Below are 16674 nucleotides of genomic sequence, written 5' to 3'. Positions count from 1 at the left end.
CCGCCCCCTCGGCGGCGGCCAGCTGCAGACGGCGCAGCGCCCTGCTTTGCGCACCCGGAAGCCAGCCCAGCACAGCGGCGCAGCAGCCGCTTTTCAGCGCCTGCTCGATACACCAGAGACGGTCGCGGCGGCTGTTGCTGCGTACCAGCAGCAGCCGCTCGAGCGAAACGCCGGCCGCCTTGAGCGCCGGCGCATAGGGAATATGGGGGGATCGACCCAGAGCACCCAGCGGTCGGCCGGGGCCTGTGCCAACAGCGGCAGCAGCAGCCGCAGCTCGCCGCAGCCCTCGGTATCGTAGAGCACTTCCACCAGGTTGCCCGCCTGCCAGCCGCCCCCGGGAGCCACTGATCAAGCTGCGCATGACCCGTGGACAGCGTCGCCACGGATGCCTCGTTCGCGATTTCACGCCCGCGCCAGACCGCGCCCTGCTGCAGTAACCGATCCAGTTCCATCGCCCGCCTCCGATATACTGTATATATATACAGTATAATGGTCGAAAAAATCCCGCGGGCAAGTGCTGACGGCTGACGGGTGCTGGTAAGCAGTGAGTAGGGTGGAATGAGTGCCGCAGGCGCGAATTCCACCGGCGCTTACCGGCTACTCCGCGGCTCCTTTCGACAGACCCCGTTGCTGACCGATCCCCCCGGTGGAACGCCCCCGGTGGAACGCCACCCGGTGGAACGCCACCCGGTGGAATTCGCAGGCTCATTCCACCCTACGCCAGCCAGATGATGCTGGCCATGCGGCCGGTTTCGCCGTCGCGGCGATAGGAATAGAAGCGTTCGGCATCGCTGAAGGTGCAAAGTTCGCCGCCGCCGGCCGAGGCGACACCGGCGGCCTGCAAACGCTGACGGGCCAGTCGAGAGAGATCGGCGAACCACTTGCCGGGATGGCCGTCGCGGGGGACAAACGCATCGGCGGCCCCGGGCTGGGCGGCACAGAACTGCGCCCGTACCTCGTCGCCAACCTCGAAGGCGCCGGGGCCGATCGCAGGACCGAGCCAGCAGTGCACCCGGGACGGGTCCTCGAAGACCGCCAGGGTATTGTCCAGCACGCCGGCCACCAGTCCGCGCCAGCCGGCATGGGCCACCGCCACCCGCTCGCCGTCGCTGAAGAACACCGGCAGGCAGTCCGCCGTCATCACGATACAGGCCAGCCCCGGCCGGTCGCTCCAGCAGGCATCGGCTTCGCGCACCCGGCCGTCGTCCCGGGCCTCGGCCACGGCGGTGCCATGTACCTGCTTCAGCCACTGGGCCGGGCGCTCCAGCCCCAGCGCCTCGAGCAGCCGGCGGCGGTTCTCGGCCACCGCTGCCGGATCGTCACCGACATGGTCGCCCAGGTTGAGCCCCTGAAACACGCCTTCGCTGACACCGCCCGAACGGGTGCTGACACAGGCCCGCACCCGCGCCGGTACCGGCCATTCCGGGAGGATCAGTCCCATACCTCTTCACCCCTGCGCAGGTCCCGCCGCAGCGCCTCGAGCAGTTGCTGCATGTCCGCGGGCAGATCGATCTCCCAAGACATCAGTTCGCCGGTCGTCGGATGCCAGAGCTCCAGTTTCTTGGCATGCAGCGCCTGGCGCCGGAAATCCCGCAGCACCCGGATCAGCCCCTCGCTGACGCCCTTGGGCAGCCGGGAACGGCCGCCGTAGAGCGGATCGCCCACCAGCGGGTAGTTGATATGGGCCATGTGAACCCGGATCTGGTGGGTGCGGCCGGTTTCGAGCTTCAGGCGGATATGGGTGTGGGCGCGGAATTTCTCGAGCAGCCGGTAGTGGGTCACGGCAGGCTTGCCGCCATGGGCCACCACCGCCATTTTCTGCCGGTTGCGACTGTGACGCCCCATCTGCTCGTCGACCACGCCGCCACCGGTCATCACGCCCTGCACCACCGCCTCGTATTCACGCCCCATCGAGCGCTCCTGCAGCTGGGACACCAGTTCGGTCTGGGCCTGGATAGTCTTGGCCACCACCATCAGACCGGTGGTTTCCATATCAAGCCGGTGCACGATACCGGCCCTGGGGACCTGGGCGATCTCCGGGCTGTGGTGCAGCAGTGCATTGAGCAGGGTGCCGTCGGCATGACCGGCGGCCGGATGCACGACCAGCCCCGCCGGCTTGTTCAGCACCAGGATATCGTCGTCCTCGTAGATGATATCCAGCGGAATATCCTGGGCCTGGTGGTGCTCGATCCGTTCGAGCTCCGCATCGATGCGAATCAGCTCGCCGCCCAGCAGCTTGTCGCGCGGCCTCTTCTGATCGCCGTCGACGCTGACGCAACCGTCCTTGATCCAGCCCTGCAGACGGGAGCGCGAGTAATCGGGAAACAGCTGTGCGATCGCCTGGTCCAGTCGTTTGCCGACCAGCTCGTCGGATACGCGCGCCTCTAGTTGAACCTGTTCAGGTTTCTGTTCTGACATCTGGGATATGTTATTCAGCAGGATGTTTTGGCTTGAGTTCCGGTTGTGTTTAAATAAGCCGGACTTTTGGATTAACTCGCCCAGTATAACCGAAACCGGCAAGGGAGCCTCTCCCGAGAACGGACTTAAGTATCGCTGTAGGCAATCGGGACTCATCAACATGCGTTTTGTCAAAGTCATCGGCATCCTGACCCTGATCTCTCTGATGTCCGCCTGTACCTTTTTCGGCGGCGAGAAGGAGGAGGAGCCGGATATCCCTGAGCAGCAGCTCTATTCCGAGGCGCTGGAAGCGCTGGACGCCGGCAGCTACAGCCTGGCGGTCGAGAAGCTGCAGCTGCTGGAGGCACGTTATCCGTTCGGACGCTTCTCCGAGCAGGCCCAGCTCGAACTGATCTTCGCCTACTTCAAGAATTACGAGCCGGAAGCGGCCCGTGCCGCGGCGGACCGCTTCATCCGTCTGCATCCGAATCACGAGAACATCGACTACGCCTATTACCTCAAGGGGCTGACCTCGTTCGAGGAGGACCGCTCCCTGATCGCACGTTTCTTCCCGATCGACGAGAGCAAGCGCGATCCGGGCGCCGCCCTGGAGTCCTTCGAAAGCTTCTCGACCCTGGTCAACCGCTATCCCGAGAGCCGGTACGCCCCCGATGCCCTCAAGCGCATGCAGTATCTGAAGAACCGTCTGGCCCAGTATGAGGTCCATGTCGCCAACTACTACATGAAGCGCGGCGCCTGGGTGGCAGCGGCGAACCGGGGCCGTTATGTGGTCGAGAACCTGCAGGAAACCCCGGCCGTCCCGACCGCCCTCGCGATCATGGCCGATGCCTATACCGAACTTGGCATGAGCGAACAGGCCGACAAGGCCAAACAGGTGCTGCAGACCAACTTCCCGGACTTCGAATACACCACGAGTCGCGAGCGCGAGAAATCGCTGCTCGAAACCGCCACCTTCGGTCTGCTCGGCGGTGACGATGATGAAGTGCCGGCACCGCCGGCAGAGTGAGGCGCTACGCCTGACCCGTCACGCATTTCTTATAACATTCCAAACAAAAGAGGCGCCATCAGGCGCCTCTTTTGTTATGGGTAGAAGTTCGAAGCCGGAGTTCGACTGTCACGCGTAACGCGTCACCGACGTTTGGCCGTAGCCTGGAATGAGTGCAACGAATTCCGGGGCCTCTCGAAGCAGCGTGCCAACTCCCTGTCGGAATTCGCCCCTGCGGGGCATCATTCCAACCTACGTCAGTCCCCTGCCTTCCAGCCGGAGGTGATCGGGTAACGGCGGTCACGCCCGAAGCCACGCTGGGTGATGCGTACGCCCACCGGCGCCTGGCGACGCTTGTACTCGTTGATATCCACCAGCCGGATCACGCGGTTCACCACCGCCTCGTCGAAGCCCTCGGCGATGATGGCGTGGGCGCTGTAATCACGCTCGATATAGAGTTCGAGGATCCGGTCCAGCACATCGTAATCCGGCAGACTGTCCTGATCCGTCTGGTCCGGCGCCAGCTCCGCAGACGGCGGCCGATCGATAACCCTCTGCGGAATCGCCGGCGACAGGCTGTTGCGGTACTCGGCAATGCGGTAGACCAGTGTCTTGGGCACGTCCTTGAGCACGTCGAAGCCGCCGGCCATGTCGCCATAGAGCGTCGAGTAGCCCACCGCCATCTCGCTCTTGTTGCCGGTGGTCAGCACCAGATAGCCCTTCTTGTTCGAGATCGCCATCAGCAGCACGCCGCGGCAGCGCGCCTGAAGGTTTTCCTCGGTGGTATCCTTCGCCATGCCGGCGAACTCGTCGCTCAGCTGCGTCATGAAGGCTTCGAACATCGGCTCGATCGAGATCACGCCGTAGCGTACACCCAGGGTATTGGCTTCGGCCTCCGCGTCTTCCAGACTCATCGAGGAGGTATAGCGGAACGGCATCATCACCGCCTCGACCCGTTCGGGCCCAAGGGCATCGACCGCCACCGCCAGCGTCACGGCCGAGTCGATGCCGCCGGACAGGCCCAGCACCACGCCCTTGAAACCATTCTTGTTGACGTAATCCCGCACCCCGAGCACCAGGGCTTCGTAGGTGCTCTGCTCCACCGATGGGAAAGGCGTGAAGTCTTCGCCCGGTACGCTCAGAAGCTGGTCCTCGTCCTGATAGTCGACAAGGTAGAAGTCCTCCTCGAAGAAACGTCCCTGGAAAACATGGGTACCGTCGGCGGCGATGACCTTGGAACCGCCGTCGAAGATCAGCTCGTCCTGGCCGCCGATCTGGTTAAGATACAGGATCGGACAGTTGGCCTGACGGGCCCGCTCGCTCAGCAGTTGCAGGCGCTGGCGGGACTTGTCGATATGGAAGGGCGAGGCATTGAGATTCAGCATCAGCCGGGCCTTCTGCTCCGCCACCTGCAGCGCGGGGCCGCTGTGCCAGAGATCTTCGCAGACGGTCAGCGCCACCGGCACGCCCTTGAGGTCGAACACGCAGGGCTTGTTGCCGGCAACGAAATAGCGCATCTCGTCGAACACCTGGTAGTTCGGCAGACACTGCTTGGCATATTCGGCGATTACTTCGCCGTTGTAGATCACCCCGGCCATGTTGTAGAGGCCACCGTCGCGAAAACGCGGATAACCGACCACCACATGGATATCCCGCACCTCCCTGCAGATACGCTCGATCGCCGCCTCGATACGGTTACGGATGCTCGGGCGCAGCAGCAGGTCCTCCGGCGGATAGCCGGACAGCGTCAGTTCGGGAAACAATACCGCATCGGCACGATGGCGGTTGCGGGCTTCGAGGGCGATATCGATCACGCGCTGGGTATTGCCCGGGATATCGCCCACCAGGGTATTGATCTGGGCCATCAGGACCCGAATAGAAGTACTCATCGATGCGAATAGCTCTTGTTAATTCGATGCCAACCGGCCGGCAAGTCCGTACGGTGCCGGGTCGATAATAGGCTGCCTGCCCAGCAGCAGGTCGGCCATCAGGCGAGTCGAGGCCGGTGCCAGTACCAGGCCGTTGCGGAACTGCCCCGCATTGACGTGCAGGCTTTCGATACCCGGCACCGCGCCGATATAGGGAACGCCCTCGGGCGACCCGGGACGCAGCCCCGCCCAGTGATGCTCGACCGGAAAATCCGCCAGCCGCGGAAGTATATCGATTGCGGTGCGATAGAGCGAATCCCGGGCCTCCGCGGTGGTCTGCTTGTCGAAACCGACCCGTTCCAGTGTACTGCCTACCAGCACCCGGCCATCGTTGCGCGGAATCAGATAACGCCCGTCCAGCAGCACCACCCGGTTCACGAGGCCAACCGGCGCCCTGAACAGCATCATCTGCCCCTTTACAGGCTCGACCGGCAACTCGACACCCAGAGGCGCCAGCAGCTCGGCCGTCCAGGCGCCGGCGGCCAGCACCGTCTGGGGAGCACGGAACTCGCCCTTTTCGGCCCGAACGCCCTGCACCCGCCCGTCCCTGACCAGCAGCTCGGTATTGCCTGCATGCTCGACCAGTTCGACAAGAGGGCTCAGCTCCAGACTGCGACGCAGCGCCTGCCCCAGCCTCGGATTGCGGATACTGGCAACCTCCGGCATCCAGAGCGCACTGCGATGGCCGGGCTTGAGATGGGGTTCCTTGCGATAGAGGAAATCGGCGTCGACGCGCTCCATCGGCCGACGGTAGCGCTCGGCCCAGGCCAGAGCCTGGTCCGCGTCGTCGACCGAAACCATGAACATGCCCTTCTGCCGCAGCTCCGGATCCAGTCCGGTCTCCTCCAGAAGATCCTGCGCCAGGTGCACATAACTCGTCTGCGACCAGGTCGCCAGCTGCGTCACCGGCTCTTTGTAACGCCAGGGATACAGCGGCGAGACGATCCCGCCTCCGGCCCAGGTCGACTCCCGGGCACAGAGCCCGCGCTCCACCAGCGTCACCGTGGCCCCCGACTGCGCGAGCTCGCGCGCTGTCAGCATCCCGATCACACCACCACCAACAACAAGAAAGTCCGACATTGTTCTACTTCCGATCGGCTTTGTATTGCAGGCTATTGTGACGGCTTGGGGGAGGATGCCAGAGCATCAGGTACAGCTACCCAGAGCCTGCTCTTCAGGTCTGAAATACAGTGGTTAAAATGGAAAAATTTATTTATTAAAACTCGTATTCAGAAAGCTAAGTTTTCGAAGCCGCGAGTACCGAGCGGCACTCGCGGATAAAACAGCCGCTCACCCCAGATGAAGATAATACATGCGTTGAGACCTACATACCTAGTCAGTCAGGTATAACCACATAGATTTGAATACCTGCTGTACCGGCCGAGGTTGAATAGTCGTACTGAGCACCCAGTACAGCATCATCACGCCCATTCGGGCTGGTTGAAATAATAAATCCATAGGTCGGTGCACTAAAGGAAACATTCCCACTGAAGCCATTTGGCACCGAACACTGCCAGCCCCAAGTCGCACCGTTAACCAATTCATCAGCCACGGTACAGCTACCGGCGGTAGTCGCTACTACTATGGTATTGTAGTTGACCGCATTCCCACAGCCACCGCTGGCCGTATCCTTAAAACAGGCAAATGTACCCGAAATCACACTTCCGACTTCTACCTCGACTGTAATAGAATCATCAAGCTCATTAGCAGCAGTATCGAATATATTATCCGTGGCCAGACTAATGTCTGCAGCATTTCTATGACCGATCACACCGGTGTTTGTCACAAGAGAACTGGCCGATATACTGGTAACCCCTGCCGCGTTAGCCAGCACGAGGCCCCTCTCATAACTGCCGTAATAATCATTATCTGGATCTGTGATCGTGATCACAGGGTCGTTCTCGACATCGGCAATGGTTGCGTCACCAGGCTCCCAATTCGCCAGAAGCGTCGCATTGATTTCGTAAAAAGGAACTTTATCGAGCCAGCTTCCGGAACCCGACGACTCCACCTGGTTTTTAATGTTATTGATAGTGGAAACTTCGCTCACAGTAAGCGGATCAACATAAATTGTTCTAGCCAATAGCTGAGTCTGAGAGCCCGTGAACACAGACCCCATGGCACCACTCACCAGATCACGCCCAGTTGGTTTGGCCACATTTGGTAGAGTATCACCCAGTTTCTCATTGTTCGAAGCAGCAGTTTCCAGAACAGCTTCTGCAACACTGGCTATATAGGTCGTATAATCAGCATTCCCTTGTGAACCAGAAGCCAGAAAATTACTCGGCATAGTCGTAATATCAACCATACGCCAGTCTTGCATCAAGCGATAGATGCCATCTACCCGCTTGAAACGACAGTTTTCCAAATAACGTTTCTGCGGTTCTGCAGACGCCTCCGTATAGGTTGTACCATCTGTACTGTAAAAATGCTTATGATCGCCCGAATAAGTTCCAGCCGTATGGAAATATGTTGCAACCGATGCATCTCCCTGCCCTGGCCAGTACCAACGGTAACTATTTTCCGTTCCTCCATCGCTGTCATGATGGTCCCGGCAGCAACGTACACAGATATTGGGCTGGTCATTGGTCGCCCCACTGTTATAGACTGTCCCGACCGGCTTGGTCGTAAAGCTGGTAGGGTACTCGACATCGATAGACTGAGTGTCCTGATTGAAAACCGTTTTCGATGCCTCATAACCACTACCCGGTGTGGAAGAGAGCTGACAGATACAGTTAACACTCAAAAAGTCTTCGGTAACCTGTCGATAATTCTCGGTATCATATGTCACGATCTCGAACTTAACGATATTACTGGTTCCTTTCTGCGTGACTTCAGGCAAAGGCTTGCTGGTTTCTCGCTTCAAACCATTACCCAAGTCGACCGCAATAACTTCCGGCGCAGCACCCGGCGTATACTCGACATCGGGTAGATCACCCCCAAAGCCCGACTTTTCGATAAGACCTGAAAGATTCGGGTCAATCTTGGCGATAATGCTGGACATTGCCAGACTGCTTTCGTTGTTATCCCAAGAAACATTGATAGTAATTTCTTTATATTCTGAATTACTGATCGAGGCCGAACCAGACGATGTCCAAGGTGTGACATCACTCCAGTCAATCGCATAATCAATACTGCTTGAACCTACAACTATACTTTCTGTACTGCTTGTACCGGCGCTCGCCGAACCAATCAGATTATAACCAGAAGTATTTTCAAAGCTCCGAAGCTCTTCGAACTTTTTCTCGGCCAAAGCAGCTGCAGCGGCACGCTTCTCAGCATCCGACGCGCTCTGTAGAAAAACACCTTGCAACTGTAAGAGCGCGGTAATTCCGATCACCGCAATAACCAAAGAAATCAGGACTTCGATCAGTGTAAAACCACTGACACGCACCCTTTTAATCTGAAGTTCACTATTCATCGCCTGCCCCTACTTTATATCCGTCCAGGAGCCTGGAAAGCGCGCCAGCTCGTTGTAGTCGCCGTCAATATTGGACAACTTCTCTAAAATATTATTGGAGTAAACAAGAGTAAAACTACCCGTCGGCAGGTCTACTTCTCCGTTGATGACCATGACACCATAAACAACGGGAGAGCCGTTTACCGTGATATCGAAATCCTCAGAAGCAGTATAGACATCTGAGAAGGCGAACAAAATCCCATACATGGAACTGTTCGAATTCATCGTCACGTCACCGTGGACCACAAGAATAAATGGATGATCATAGCTACCGACCTGGGTATTGGCCGGAATGGTACAGTCACCCTCGATCCAGATCAGCGGAAGGTCTCCCTCATTCGCACCGCCCGAGTAAAATCGATCGCCGGTATTAGCGTCTAAATCATTACAGGCAACACCGTATTGAGTACCCATATCACGATAGATCGTCCAAAGAGACGGATCAACCACCCCAGTCTCCGCCTCACAGGGCCCAGGTAATGTATCATTATCGAATACATTGACCCCAAACAGGTTTTCGAAGGTATCGGGAACACACTCATCCACCACGATATCCTCGCAGACTTCCGGATCGACACCGTTCTCCGCCTCGCACAGCGTGTTATCCGCTTGCTGACAACGACAGGTATCACAGGTCACAAAACCATCGGCCTGTAGTGTCTGAGACTGAGAAATATTGGTTCCTTCATAAAGGAACTCATCTAGGTTACAGGTTTGCCAGCTTGCGACCCCTGGGTTTGCGACGTCTCAACCCATGCCGATACCGGCACACCGTCCCCGCCACCATTGGGGTTCCCCACGATTGAAAAAGTACCGCTAGGAGGAAAGTTGCCTCCGGCCATCAGGGGTGGGAGTTCGCCAAAATCCACAACCGGCACAATGGTAAAACGTTCTTTAACCGTTGCAGAGCCAGTCTGGTCATTGGACTCCCCGGCAGCCTCTATCTGCACGTAGCTACTCGCTACAGACGCGGTAACATCAACCTGAGTCCCACTGCCCGCCGGAATAAATATGGATTCGGCCCCGGAAGGGGACCAGGAGTCCGTGTCCAGAAGATATTTCATCGCTCCGTAATCTAGCCCACCCTGGGCGGTATGAAGTGCTTCTTTCGCCCGATTGGTATTAGAAGCTGTTTTGAGTTCGAGCATTCCAATACGAGTGACAGTAATAGCTATTACCGTGAGTAACGCCAAAATAATCACCGTTACAAAGAGTGTTGCGGCGCCTCGCTGACTTTTAATATTCAACCGCCACGCCGACCTATAAGCAGCCCTAAAGATCATTGCGCACCCTCACTTCTTCAATAAGCTGCCTGACCAGCTTACTATCAGATTTTGACTGTCCTGTCAGGGTAATTTGAATGGATCTTACAGTAGCCGATGCGAATGATGCTGCCGATGGTAGTGGCGTAAACACCAAACCGGTTATATCGACCGCTTCTCTGTCGGTAAGGTTCTCCCAATTGGTACTATTGAGCACGGTACAATCCACATTACTGGTAAGACTGGAGGACGACGCCCAGAGTACTTCCACCGCGCCTTCTGCATCATCGAGTCGGTATCCCATCAGGTGTTCGATGGTCGCAGACTGATCCGCATCATAGTCGTATGAGAGAACCACACAGGAATTTGCATCGGCTGATTTCGGCGATGTAAAAACATTTACGGGCAATCCAGCCTGAATAACTGACGCATGAGGGTTGCTAGCCACAGAGTCACCCGCCCAGTAACCAGAACGGCGGATATCACGTACCATCATATCCATAACAGTACGCAATTCTTGATTCAGGCGCATGGCACTCACCGCCTGACGGGTACTGCCCACCGTTGAACTGAACATGCCAATTACAATGGCCGAGACGAGAAGGCCCAGTACCATCGCGATCATCAACTCGATGAGCGACACTCCCTGCTGAAACTTCAAGGACATGATTGATATCCTGCAAAACCACTATCGGAGCAAAGCCTGACACGTCCAAGAAGAGACATTGTCACTCCTACATCCTTTCCGCCACCACCATCCATTTTTATGGTTCCATTCGGAGCTAACGTCCCGCGTACTGGATCAAACGTGACTACATTGCCGCCAACATTGTGACTAAGAGATACGCCCGGAAACCGATCGCTGGTCACGATGTGCTGCCTACCTTCAACAGTACAACCAGTCCCGGTAGCGCAGCTGCATGATGCGGCAGATGTATCCTCGATGCCATAACACCAGTCTGTTCCGTTGTTAAATTTAACGTATATATCCTGGTTGCGTTTGATCGCCTCGGCTCGGGCAAACTGCAAATCGCCGTACAGCGCCTGCGCCGCACCGGTTACACGATGGCGTTCGAAGATGGAGTTGAATGAAGGGATTCCGATCGTGACGAATACAGCCAACACCACCAGCGCAACGAGCAGCTCGATCAGGGTCACGCCCCCTGGCGCCTGAGCCTCACAGCACGCCGTCCTGAAAATTCACGCGCCATAGCCTTGTCAATTCCTTCTGCTAGAGTGTTAGCATAGTGCAACAGTAAGGATAGCAACTCGAGGGAACTATAGTGAACTCTTCTGCTCGTGGTTTTACACTGATCGAGTTGATGATCGTGGTGGTGGTGGTCGCCGTGATTGCCATGTTTGCCTACCCCGCCTATCTCGACCAGGTGCGCAAGGGGCGCCGGGCCGAAGCGCAGAAAGTGCTGCTGGCCGGCCAGATCGCCGAAGAGCGCTACCGTTCCTACTTCAACACCTACGGCGACGAAGCCAGTCTCGCCGCAGAGAATCTGGACCTGGGCGACGCGGATTTCTTCAACTTCTCAATTACGGTTTCCGCCGCTTCGGCTGCCACGCACTATACGATCCAGGCCGATGCCACCGGGGACCAGCTCAAGGATACAGGCTGTACAACCATGACACTGGATCAAAGCAATGTCATGACCCCGGCCACTTGCTGGAAGCGATAGTATTTGGCGCGATGCGCTTCGCTTATTGCGCCCTACGATTCGCCCGGATACAGGGCTTCCACAGCCCCAACGAAAAAACGCTACCATCGGCAGCGTTTTTCATTTTCGCATCACTCGACCTGCAAAATTTTCACGTCGAACAGCAGGGTCTTGCCGGCCAATGGGTGGTTGAAGTCGACGTGGACCACCTGGTCGTCGAACTCGGCGACGACGCCGGGGATTTCGCCGCCCGATTCCTCGAAGCTGATCACCAGGCCCGGCTCCAGCTCCATGTCCTTGAACTGGCTGCGGGGCAGGCGCTGGATATTGCTCGGATTGTGCTGACCAAAGCCTTTTTCCGGCGCAATGGTCAGGGTCTCTTCAGCGCCCGATTCCAGGCCGAACAGCGCCTGTTCGAAACCTTCGAGCAGGTTGCCGTCTCCGACGGTGAAGGTCGCTGGGCTGTCGTCGAAGTTGGAGTCGACCAGTTGGCCGTCATCGAGGCGGATGGCAAAGTGCAGGGTCACGGTCTTGCCGGGACCGATGGTGTTGTCGCTCATTCAATAGTCTCAGTCTGTTCGGTTGGCCGCTCGCCGCTTCTCGAGAAACAGCATGTCGATGATCAGCAGCGCGGCCCCAGGGTTATGGCACTGTCGGCGATATTGAAGGCCGGGAAGTAATGCGGCCCCCAGTGCAGCGAAATAAAGTCGATCACATGGCCGTGGACGACGCGGTCGTAGAGGTTGCCGAGCGCGCCGCCTAGCAGCAGCGACAACCCCATGCCGAGCCACCACTGCACACGGGCGGTGCGCTTCATCCAGATGACGAGCGCCACGCTCACCACCAGCGCCACCAGCGCGAAGAACCACCGCTGCCAGCCGCCGGCCTCGGCCAAGAAGCTGAAGGCGGCGCCGCGGTTGTACAGCAGGGTCAGGTCGAACACCGGCAGGATACGGTTTGCGTCACCGTATTCGAGCCACTGCTCGGCCAGCCACTTGCTGCCCTGATCGAGCAGGATCACCAGCGCCGACAGCCAGAGCCAGACCAGGGAGGACCCTGGCCGGTCCGGCTCATGGATGCGGGCGTCGCTGCGATGCAGTTCGGTCATCGGGCCAGTGCGCTCATCAGGCATAGTGGCGGATTTCGCCGGCCCCGTCGACGTTCTCGACACAGCGGCCGCACAGCTCCGGATGGGCTTCGTTGCGGCCGACATCGGCGCGATGGTGCCAGCAGCGGCCGCACTTGGGCTCGTCGGAAACAGCAACCGCCACTTTCAGCCCTTCGACGTCGGTGGCACGGGCCTCACCGCCTTCTGCCAGCGGTGCCAGCGCAGCCCGGGATGTCAGCAGCACGAAGCGCAGCTCGTCGCCGAGACGCTCGAGATCGGCCTTGAGGCTGTCGTCGACATAGAGGGTCACGACCGACGCCAGCGATGCCTTCACCAGCTTCTCGTTACGGGCATCTTCGAGGCACTTGTTGACCGCGGTCTTGACCTCCAGCACCCGGTTCCAGAACGCCTGGCCGAAGGCATCGTCGGCACCCAGGGTGAACAGACCGTCGTACCAGCAGGTCAGGAAGACGCTCTCCTCGCGCTCGCCCGGCAGTACCTCGTGGATCTCCTCGGCGGTGAAGCTCAGGATCGGCGCGATCCAGCGGGTCAGCGCCTCGGCGATATGGTACAGCGCCGTCTGGCAGGAGCGGCGCGCCAGACTGTCGGCCCGGGTGGTGTACTGCCGGTCCTTGATGATGTCGAGGTAGAAGCCGCCCAGCTCCTGCACGCAGAAGTGGTGCACCTGCTGGTAGACGTCCAGGAAGCGGTAGCTGTCGTAGGCCGCGGTGATCTTCTGCTGCAGCCGGTAGGCCGCATCGACCGCCCAGCGGTCCAGCGCCAGCATCTCTTCGGGCGCCACGCTGTCGCGGGACGGCTCGAAACCGCTCAGGTTCGCCAGCAGGAAGCGCGCGGTGTTGCGGATACGGCGATAGCTGTCGGCGGTGCGCTGCAGGATCTGCTTCGAGACCGCCATCTCGCCGGAGTAGTCGGTCGCCGCGACCCAGAGGCGCAGGATATCGGCACCCAGGGTATCGGTAACTTCCTGCGGCGCGATGACATTGCCGAGCGACTTGGACATCTTGTAGCCCTTCTCGTCGACGGTGAAGCCGTGGGTCAGCACCTGCCTGTAGGGTGCGCAGCCGTTGATCGCGATCGAGGTCTTGAGGGACGACTGGAACCAGCCGCGATGCTGGTCTGAACCCTCAAGGTAGAGGTCGGCCGGGAACCGCAGCTCCGGACGCTGGCGCAGCACCGCGTGGTGGGTGACGCCGGAGTCGAACCAGACGTCCAGGGTATCGGTGACCTTGTCGTAGTCGGCCGCTTCGCTGCCCAGCAGCGCGTTGGCATCCAGCTCGAACCAGGCGTCGATGCCGCCCTGCTCGATCGCCTTGGCGACCTGCTCGATCAGTTCGGCGGTGCGCGGGTGCAGTTCGCCGCTCTGCCTGTGGGTGAAGACGGTGATCGGCACGCCCCAGGTGCGCTGACGCGAGACGCACCAGTCCGGGCTCTGCTCGACCATCGCCTCGATGCGGTTCTGGCCCCACTCCGGGAACCAACTGACGCCTTTGATCGCGTCCAGCGCCTGGCGCTTGAGCCCCTGGCATCCATCGAGATGAACCACTGCGGCGTGGCGCGGTAGATCAGCGGCGTCTTGGTGCGCCAGCAGTGCGGGTAGCTGTGTTCGAAGCGCTTCAGGTGCACCAGCTTGCCTTCACGCTCCAGCGCCTCGACCACCGGACCGTCAGCCTTGTAGACGTGAACACCGGCAAACTCGCCGGCCGCATCGGTGTAGGTGCCGTTGGCCTGCACCAGGTTCAGGGTACCGAGACCGTATTCCTGGCCGACGACAAAGTCCTCCATGCCGTGATCGGGCGCGGTATGCACGGCACCGGTACCGGCATCGGTGGTGACATGCTCGCCGAGGATCACCGGAACCCGCTTGTCGTAGAACGGATGCTGCAGCGCCAGATGCTCCAGCGTCTTGCCGCTGCAGGTCGCCAGGGTCCGGTACTGCTGCACGCCCCAGCGCGCCATGATGTCATCGAGCATGTCGGCCGAGACGACGATGCGCTCCGGCCCCTGGTTGATCTCGACCTCGACCAGTGCATAGTGGAGCTCGGCATTGAGCGACACGGCCTGGTTGGCCGGGATGGTCCAGGGCGTCGTGGTCCAGATCACCACCGACACCGGGCCCTCGCCCGCGTCGGTGCCGAATCGGGCCAGCGCCGCATCCTGGTCGGCGAAGGTGAAGCGGATATCGATGGCGGTGGAGGTCTTGTCCTGGTACTCGACTTCGGCCTCGGCCAGCGCCGACTGCCCGACCACGCTCCAGTAGACTGGCTTGTAGCCCTTGACCAGATGACCGTTCTCGATGATCTTGCCCAGCGCCCGGACGATATTGGCCTCGGTGTCGAAGTTCATCGTCAGGTAGGGGTTGCCCCAGTCGCCGACGACGCCCAGACGGATGAAGTCCGCCTTCTGCCCGGCCACCTGCTCGGCGGCATAGTCGCGGCATTTCTGGCGAAACTCGTTGTAGGGCACCTTGTCGCCGGCCCGACCGACCAGGGTTTCGACCTTGTGCTCGATCGGCAGACCATGGCAGTCCCAGCCCGGCACATAGGGGGCATCGAAGCCGGCCAGGGTCTTGGACTTGACGATCATGTCCTTGATCACCTTGTTGACGGCATGACCGATGTGAATATTGCCGTTGGCGTACGGAGGACCGTCGTGCAGGATGAACTGCTCGCGCCCCTTGCCTGCCTCGCGCAGCTTCGCGTAGAGATCGATCTCGGCCCAGCGAGCCAGTCGCGCCGGCTCGCGCTGCGGCAGGTTGCCGCGCATCGGGAACGCCGTTTCCGGCAGGTTCAATGTCGCTTTGTAGTCGGTCATGTCGTGTCGCTTCGAAGTTAGGATGCCTTAGCAGGCCAGCAGGGCCCGGGCCGCATCAATATCGTGTTGAATCTGCTGTTTCAGCTGGTCGAGACCATCGAACTTGCGCTCGGCCCGGATAAAGGCCGCAAATTCGACGCTCAGCAACTGACCGTACAGGTCGCCCTGAAAGTCGAACAAATGAGTTTCCAGCACCGGCTGGGTACCGCGCACCGTCGGCCGCAGGCCGATATTGGCCACCCCCGGGCGGATCTCGCCGCTGCCGAGCCGCACCCGGACCGCATAGACACCGCGCAGCGGCGCGGCAAACCGATGCATCCGCACATTGGCCGTCGGCACACCGAGCGTGCGCCCGAGCTTCTGGCCATGCATCACCCGGCCGCTGATGCGGTAACGCCAGCCCAGCAGCCGCTCGGCCAGATCCAGGTCGTTGGCCTGCAGGGCCTTGCGTACCCGCGTGCTGCTGACCCGTTCGCCATCGACCAGATGGGTCGCCATGTGCTCGACGCTGAAGCCCTGCGCCTCGCCCACCTGCTGCAGCATGGCATAGTCACCGGCGCGGTCGCAGCCGAAGCGGAAGTCGTCGCCGACGACGAAGTGCTTCACCGCCAGCCCCTCCAGCAGCAGGGTCTCGATGAAGGCGGCCGCGGACATGGAGCGCAGGTGCTCGTTGAACGCCAGACAGAGCACCCGGTCGAGCCCCTGGTCACGCAGCAGGCGGACCTTTTCGTCGAACCGCGTCAGGCGCGGCGGTGCATCGGCGCCGGCAAAAAACTCGCGGGGCTGCGGCTCGAAGATGATCGCAACGGTCGGCAAGCCCAGCTCGCGCCCCTTGGCCTTGACCTGGTCCAGCACTTTAACGTGCCCCAGGTGCACGCCATCGAAATTACCGATGGTCGCCACGCAGACGCGGTGTTTGTCGCGCAGGTTGTGTAATCCCCGGATCAATTCCATCGAACGCAAGCCACTGCCTGAAAATAAATCGCCGGATTATACCGCAGATGCGGCGCCACGAGT

The 16674-nt window shown here is 59.7% G+C and carries 15 protein-coding genes and 1 pseudogene; 2 read left to right on the top strand and 14 right to left on the bottom strand.

Annotated elements, in window-relative coordinates:
* Positions 1–93 precede the first annotated feature (93 nt).
* The 3 genes from ACFQDL_RS13735 to rluD all read right to left on the bottom strand — a co-directional run bounded on the left by ACFQDL_RS13735 (position 94) and on the right by rluD (position 2418).
* Positions 94–345, bottom strand: a complete 252-nt coding sequence (locus ACFQDL_RS13735) for a hypothetical protein (RefSeq protein WP_379909507.1) — start codon at positions 343–345, stop codon at positions 94–96.
* 370 nt (positions 346–715) lie between these two features.
* A complete protein-coding gene (gene pgeF / locus ACFQDL_RS13730; RefSeq protein ID WP_379909506.1) occupies positions 716–1441 on the bottom strand; it encodes a peptidoglycan editing factor PgeF in 726 nt (241 codons plus the stop codon).
* The gene (gene rluD / locus ACFQDL_RS13725) at positions 1432–2418 is read right to left on the bottom strand and encodes a 23S rRNA pseudouridine(1911/1915/1917) synthase RluD (protein WP_379909505.1); all 987 of its coding nucleotides are present in this window, start codon (positions 2416–2418) and stop codon (positions 1432–1434) included. The genes pgeF and rluD overlap by 10 nt, the downstream gene beginning before the upstream one ends.
* Before the next feature lie 160 nt (positions 2419–2578).
* Between rluD and ACFQDL_RS13720 the strand changes: the two genes are divergently transcribed.
* Positions 2579–3424 (top strand): outer membrane protein assembly factor BamD, encoded by an 846-nt coding sequence (locus ACFQDL_RS13720; RefSeq protein WP_379909504.1) that lies wholly within the window; start codon positions 2579–2581, stop codon positions 3422–3424.
* A gap of 236 nt (positions 3425–3660) precedes the next feature.
* On the opposite strand, the gene ACFQDL_RS13715 is transcribed toward ACFQDL_RS13720, so the two are convergent.
* From ACFQDL_RS13715 to ACFQDL_RS13685, 7 genes are all read right to left on the bottom strand, one after another.
* Positions 3661–5292, bottom strand: coding sequence for an NAD+ synthase (locus ACFQDL_RS13715; protein ID WP_379909503.1), 1632 nt, complete (start codon positions 5290–5292; stop codon positions 3661–3663).
* Positions 5293–5310: 18 nt separating this feature from the next.
* Entirely contained in the window at positions 5311–6411 is a 1101-nt protein-coding gene (gene thiO / locus ACFQDL_RS13710) for a glycine oxidase ThiO (protein WP_379909502.1), read from the bottom strand.
* Between the two features lie 256 nt (positions 6412–6667).
* Positions 6668–8752 carry a type IV pilus modification PilV family protein gene (locus ACFQDL_RS13705; protein ID WP_379909501.1) on the bottom strand — a complete coding sequence of 695 codons (2085 nt, stop codon included), beginning with the start codon at positions 8750–8752 and terminating at the stop codon, positions 6668–6670.
* A 9-nt stretch (positions 8753–8761) separates the two neighbouring features.
* Positions 8762–9430 carry a hypothetical protein gene (locus ACFQDL_RS13700; protein ID WP_379909500.1) on the bottom strand — a complete coding sequence of 223 codons (669 nt, stop codon included), beginning with the start codon at positions 9428–9430 and terminating at the stop codon, positions 8762–8764.
* Positions 9431–9492: 62 nt separating this feature from the next.
* On the bottom strand, positions 9493–10038 hold the full coding sequence (locus ACFQDL_RS13695) for a pilus assembly PilX family protein (protein ID WP_379909499.1): 546 nt from the start codon (positions 10036–10038) through the stop codon (positions 9493–9495).
* A gap of 25 nt (positions 10039–10063) precedes the next feature.
* Positions 10064–10720 carry a prepilin-type N-terminal cleavage/methylation domain-containing protein gene (locus tag ACFQDL_RS13690; RefSeq protein WP_379909498.1) on the bottom strand — a complete coding sequence of 219 codons (657 nt, stop codon included), beginning with the start codon at positions 10718–10720 and terminating at the stop codon, positions 10064–10066.
* Positions 10711–11211, bottom strand: coding sequence for a GspH/FimT family pseudopilin (locus ACFQDL_RS13685; RefSeq protein ID WP_379909497.1), 501 nt, complete (start codon positions 11209–11211; stop codon positions 10711–10713). Before ACFQDL_RS13685 ends, ACFQDL_RS13690 begins: the two co-directional genes overlap by 10 nt.
* Before the next feature lie 125 nt (positions 11212–11336).
* Here ACFQDL_RS13685 and ACFQDL_RS13680 point away from each other — a divergent pair, with 125 nt between their 5' ends.
* Positions 11337–11738: a type IV pilin protein gene (locus tag ACFQDL_RS13680; protein WP_379909496.1), complete on the top strand. Its 402-nt coding sequence runs from the start codon at positions 11337–11339 to the stop codon at positions 11736–11738.
* Between the two features lie 110 nt (positions 11739–11848).
* On the opposite strand, the gene ACFQDL_RS13675 is transcribed toward ACFQDL_RS13680, so the two are convergent.
* From ACFQDL_RS13675 to ribF, 4 genes and pseudogenes are all read right to left on the bottom strand, one after another.
* Positions 11849–12277: an FKBP-type peptidyl-prolyl cis-trans isomerase gene (locus ACFQDL_RS13675; protein WP_379909495.1), complete on the bottom strand. Its 429-nt coding sequence runs from the start codon at positions 12275–12277 to the stop codon at positions 11849–11851.
* 62 nt (positions 12278–12339) lie between these two features.
* Positions 12340–12825, bottom strand: a complete 486-nt coding sequence (gene lspA, locus ACFQDL_RS13670) for a signal peptidase II (protein WP_379909494.1) — start codon at positions 12823–12825, stop codon at positions 12340–12342.
* A 16-nt stretch (positions 12826–12841) separates the two neighbouring features.
* Positions 12842–15657: pseudogene (ileS, locus tag ACFQDL_RS13665) on the bottom strand (isoleucine--tRNA ligase).
* Between the two features lie 27 nt (positions 15658–15684).
* Complete coding sequence (gene ribF / locus ACFQDL_RS13660) at positions 15685–16611, bottom strand: bifunctional riboflavin kinase/FAD synthetase (protein WP_379909493.1); 927 nt, start codon at positions 16609–16611, stop codon at positions 15685–15687.
* Between the last annotated feature and the right edge of the window lie 63 nt (positions 16612–16674).

This window comes from Marinobacterium aestuariivivens (genome assembly GCF_042661465.1).
In the GTDB taxonomy this organism is placed as follows: domain Bacteria; phylum Pseudomonadota; class Gammaproteobacteria; order Pseudomonadales; family Balneatricaceae; genus Marinobacterium_A; species Marinobacterium_A aestuariivivens.
This window is presented reverse-complemented; position numbering and strand designations above follow the sequence as displayed.

Excerpts from the sequence above, each read along its gene's own strand:
- rluD (WP_379909505.1), bottom strand. The coding sequence starts at position 2,418 with ATGTCAGAACAGAAACCTGAACAGGTTCAACTAGAGGCGCGCGTATCC.
- pgeF (WP_379909506.1), bottom strand. The coding sequence starts at position 1,441 with ATGGGACTGATCCTCCCGGAATGGCCGGTACCGGCGCGGGTGCGGGCC.
- ribF (WP_379909493.1), bottom strand. The coding sequence starts at position 16,611 with ATGGAATTGATCCGGGGATTACACAACCTGCGCGACAAACACCGCGTC.
- ACFQDL_RS13705 (WP_379909501.1), bottom strand. The coding sequence starts at position 8,752 with ATGAATAGTGAACTTCAGATTAAAAGGGTGCGTGTCAGTGGTTTTACA.
- ACFQDL_RS13720 (WP_379909504.1), top strand. The coding sequence starts at position 2,579 with ATGCGTTTTGTCAAAGTCATCGGCATCCTGACCCTGATCTCTCTGATG.
- ACFQDL_RS13675 (WP_379909495.1), bottom strand. The coding sequence starts at position 12,277 with ATGAGCGACAACACCATCGGTCCCGGCAAGACCGTGACCCTGCACTTT.
- thiO (WP_379909502.1), bottom strand. The coding sequence starts at position 6,411 with ATGTCGGACTTTCTTGTTGTTGGTGGTGGTGTGATCGGGATGCTGACA.
- ACFQDL_RS13715 (WP_379909503.1), bottom strand. The coding sequence starts at position 5,292 with ATGAGTACTTCTATTCGGGTCCTGATGGCCCAGATCAATACCCTGGTG.
- ACFQDL_RS13690 (WP_379909498.1), bottom strand. The coding sequence starts at position 10,720 with ATGTCCTTGAAGTTTCAGCAGGGAGTGTCGCTCATCGAGTTGATGATC.
- lspA (WP_379909494.1), bottom strand. The coding sequence starts at position 12,825 with ATGACCGAACTGCATCGCAGCGACGCCCGCATCCATGAGCCGGACCGG.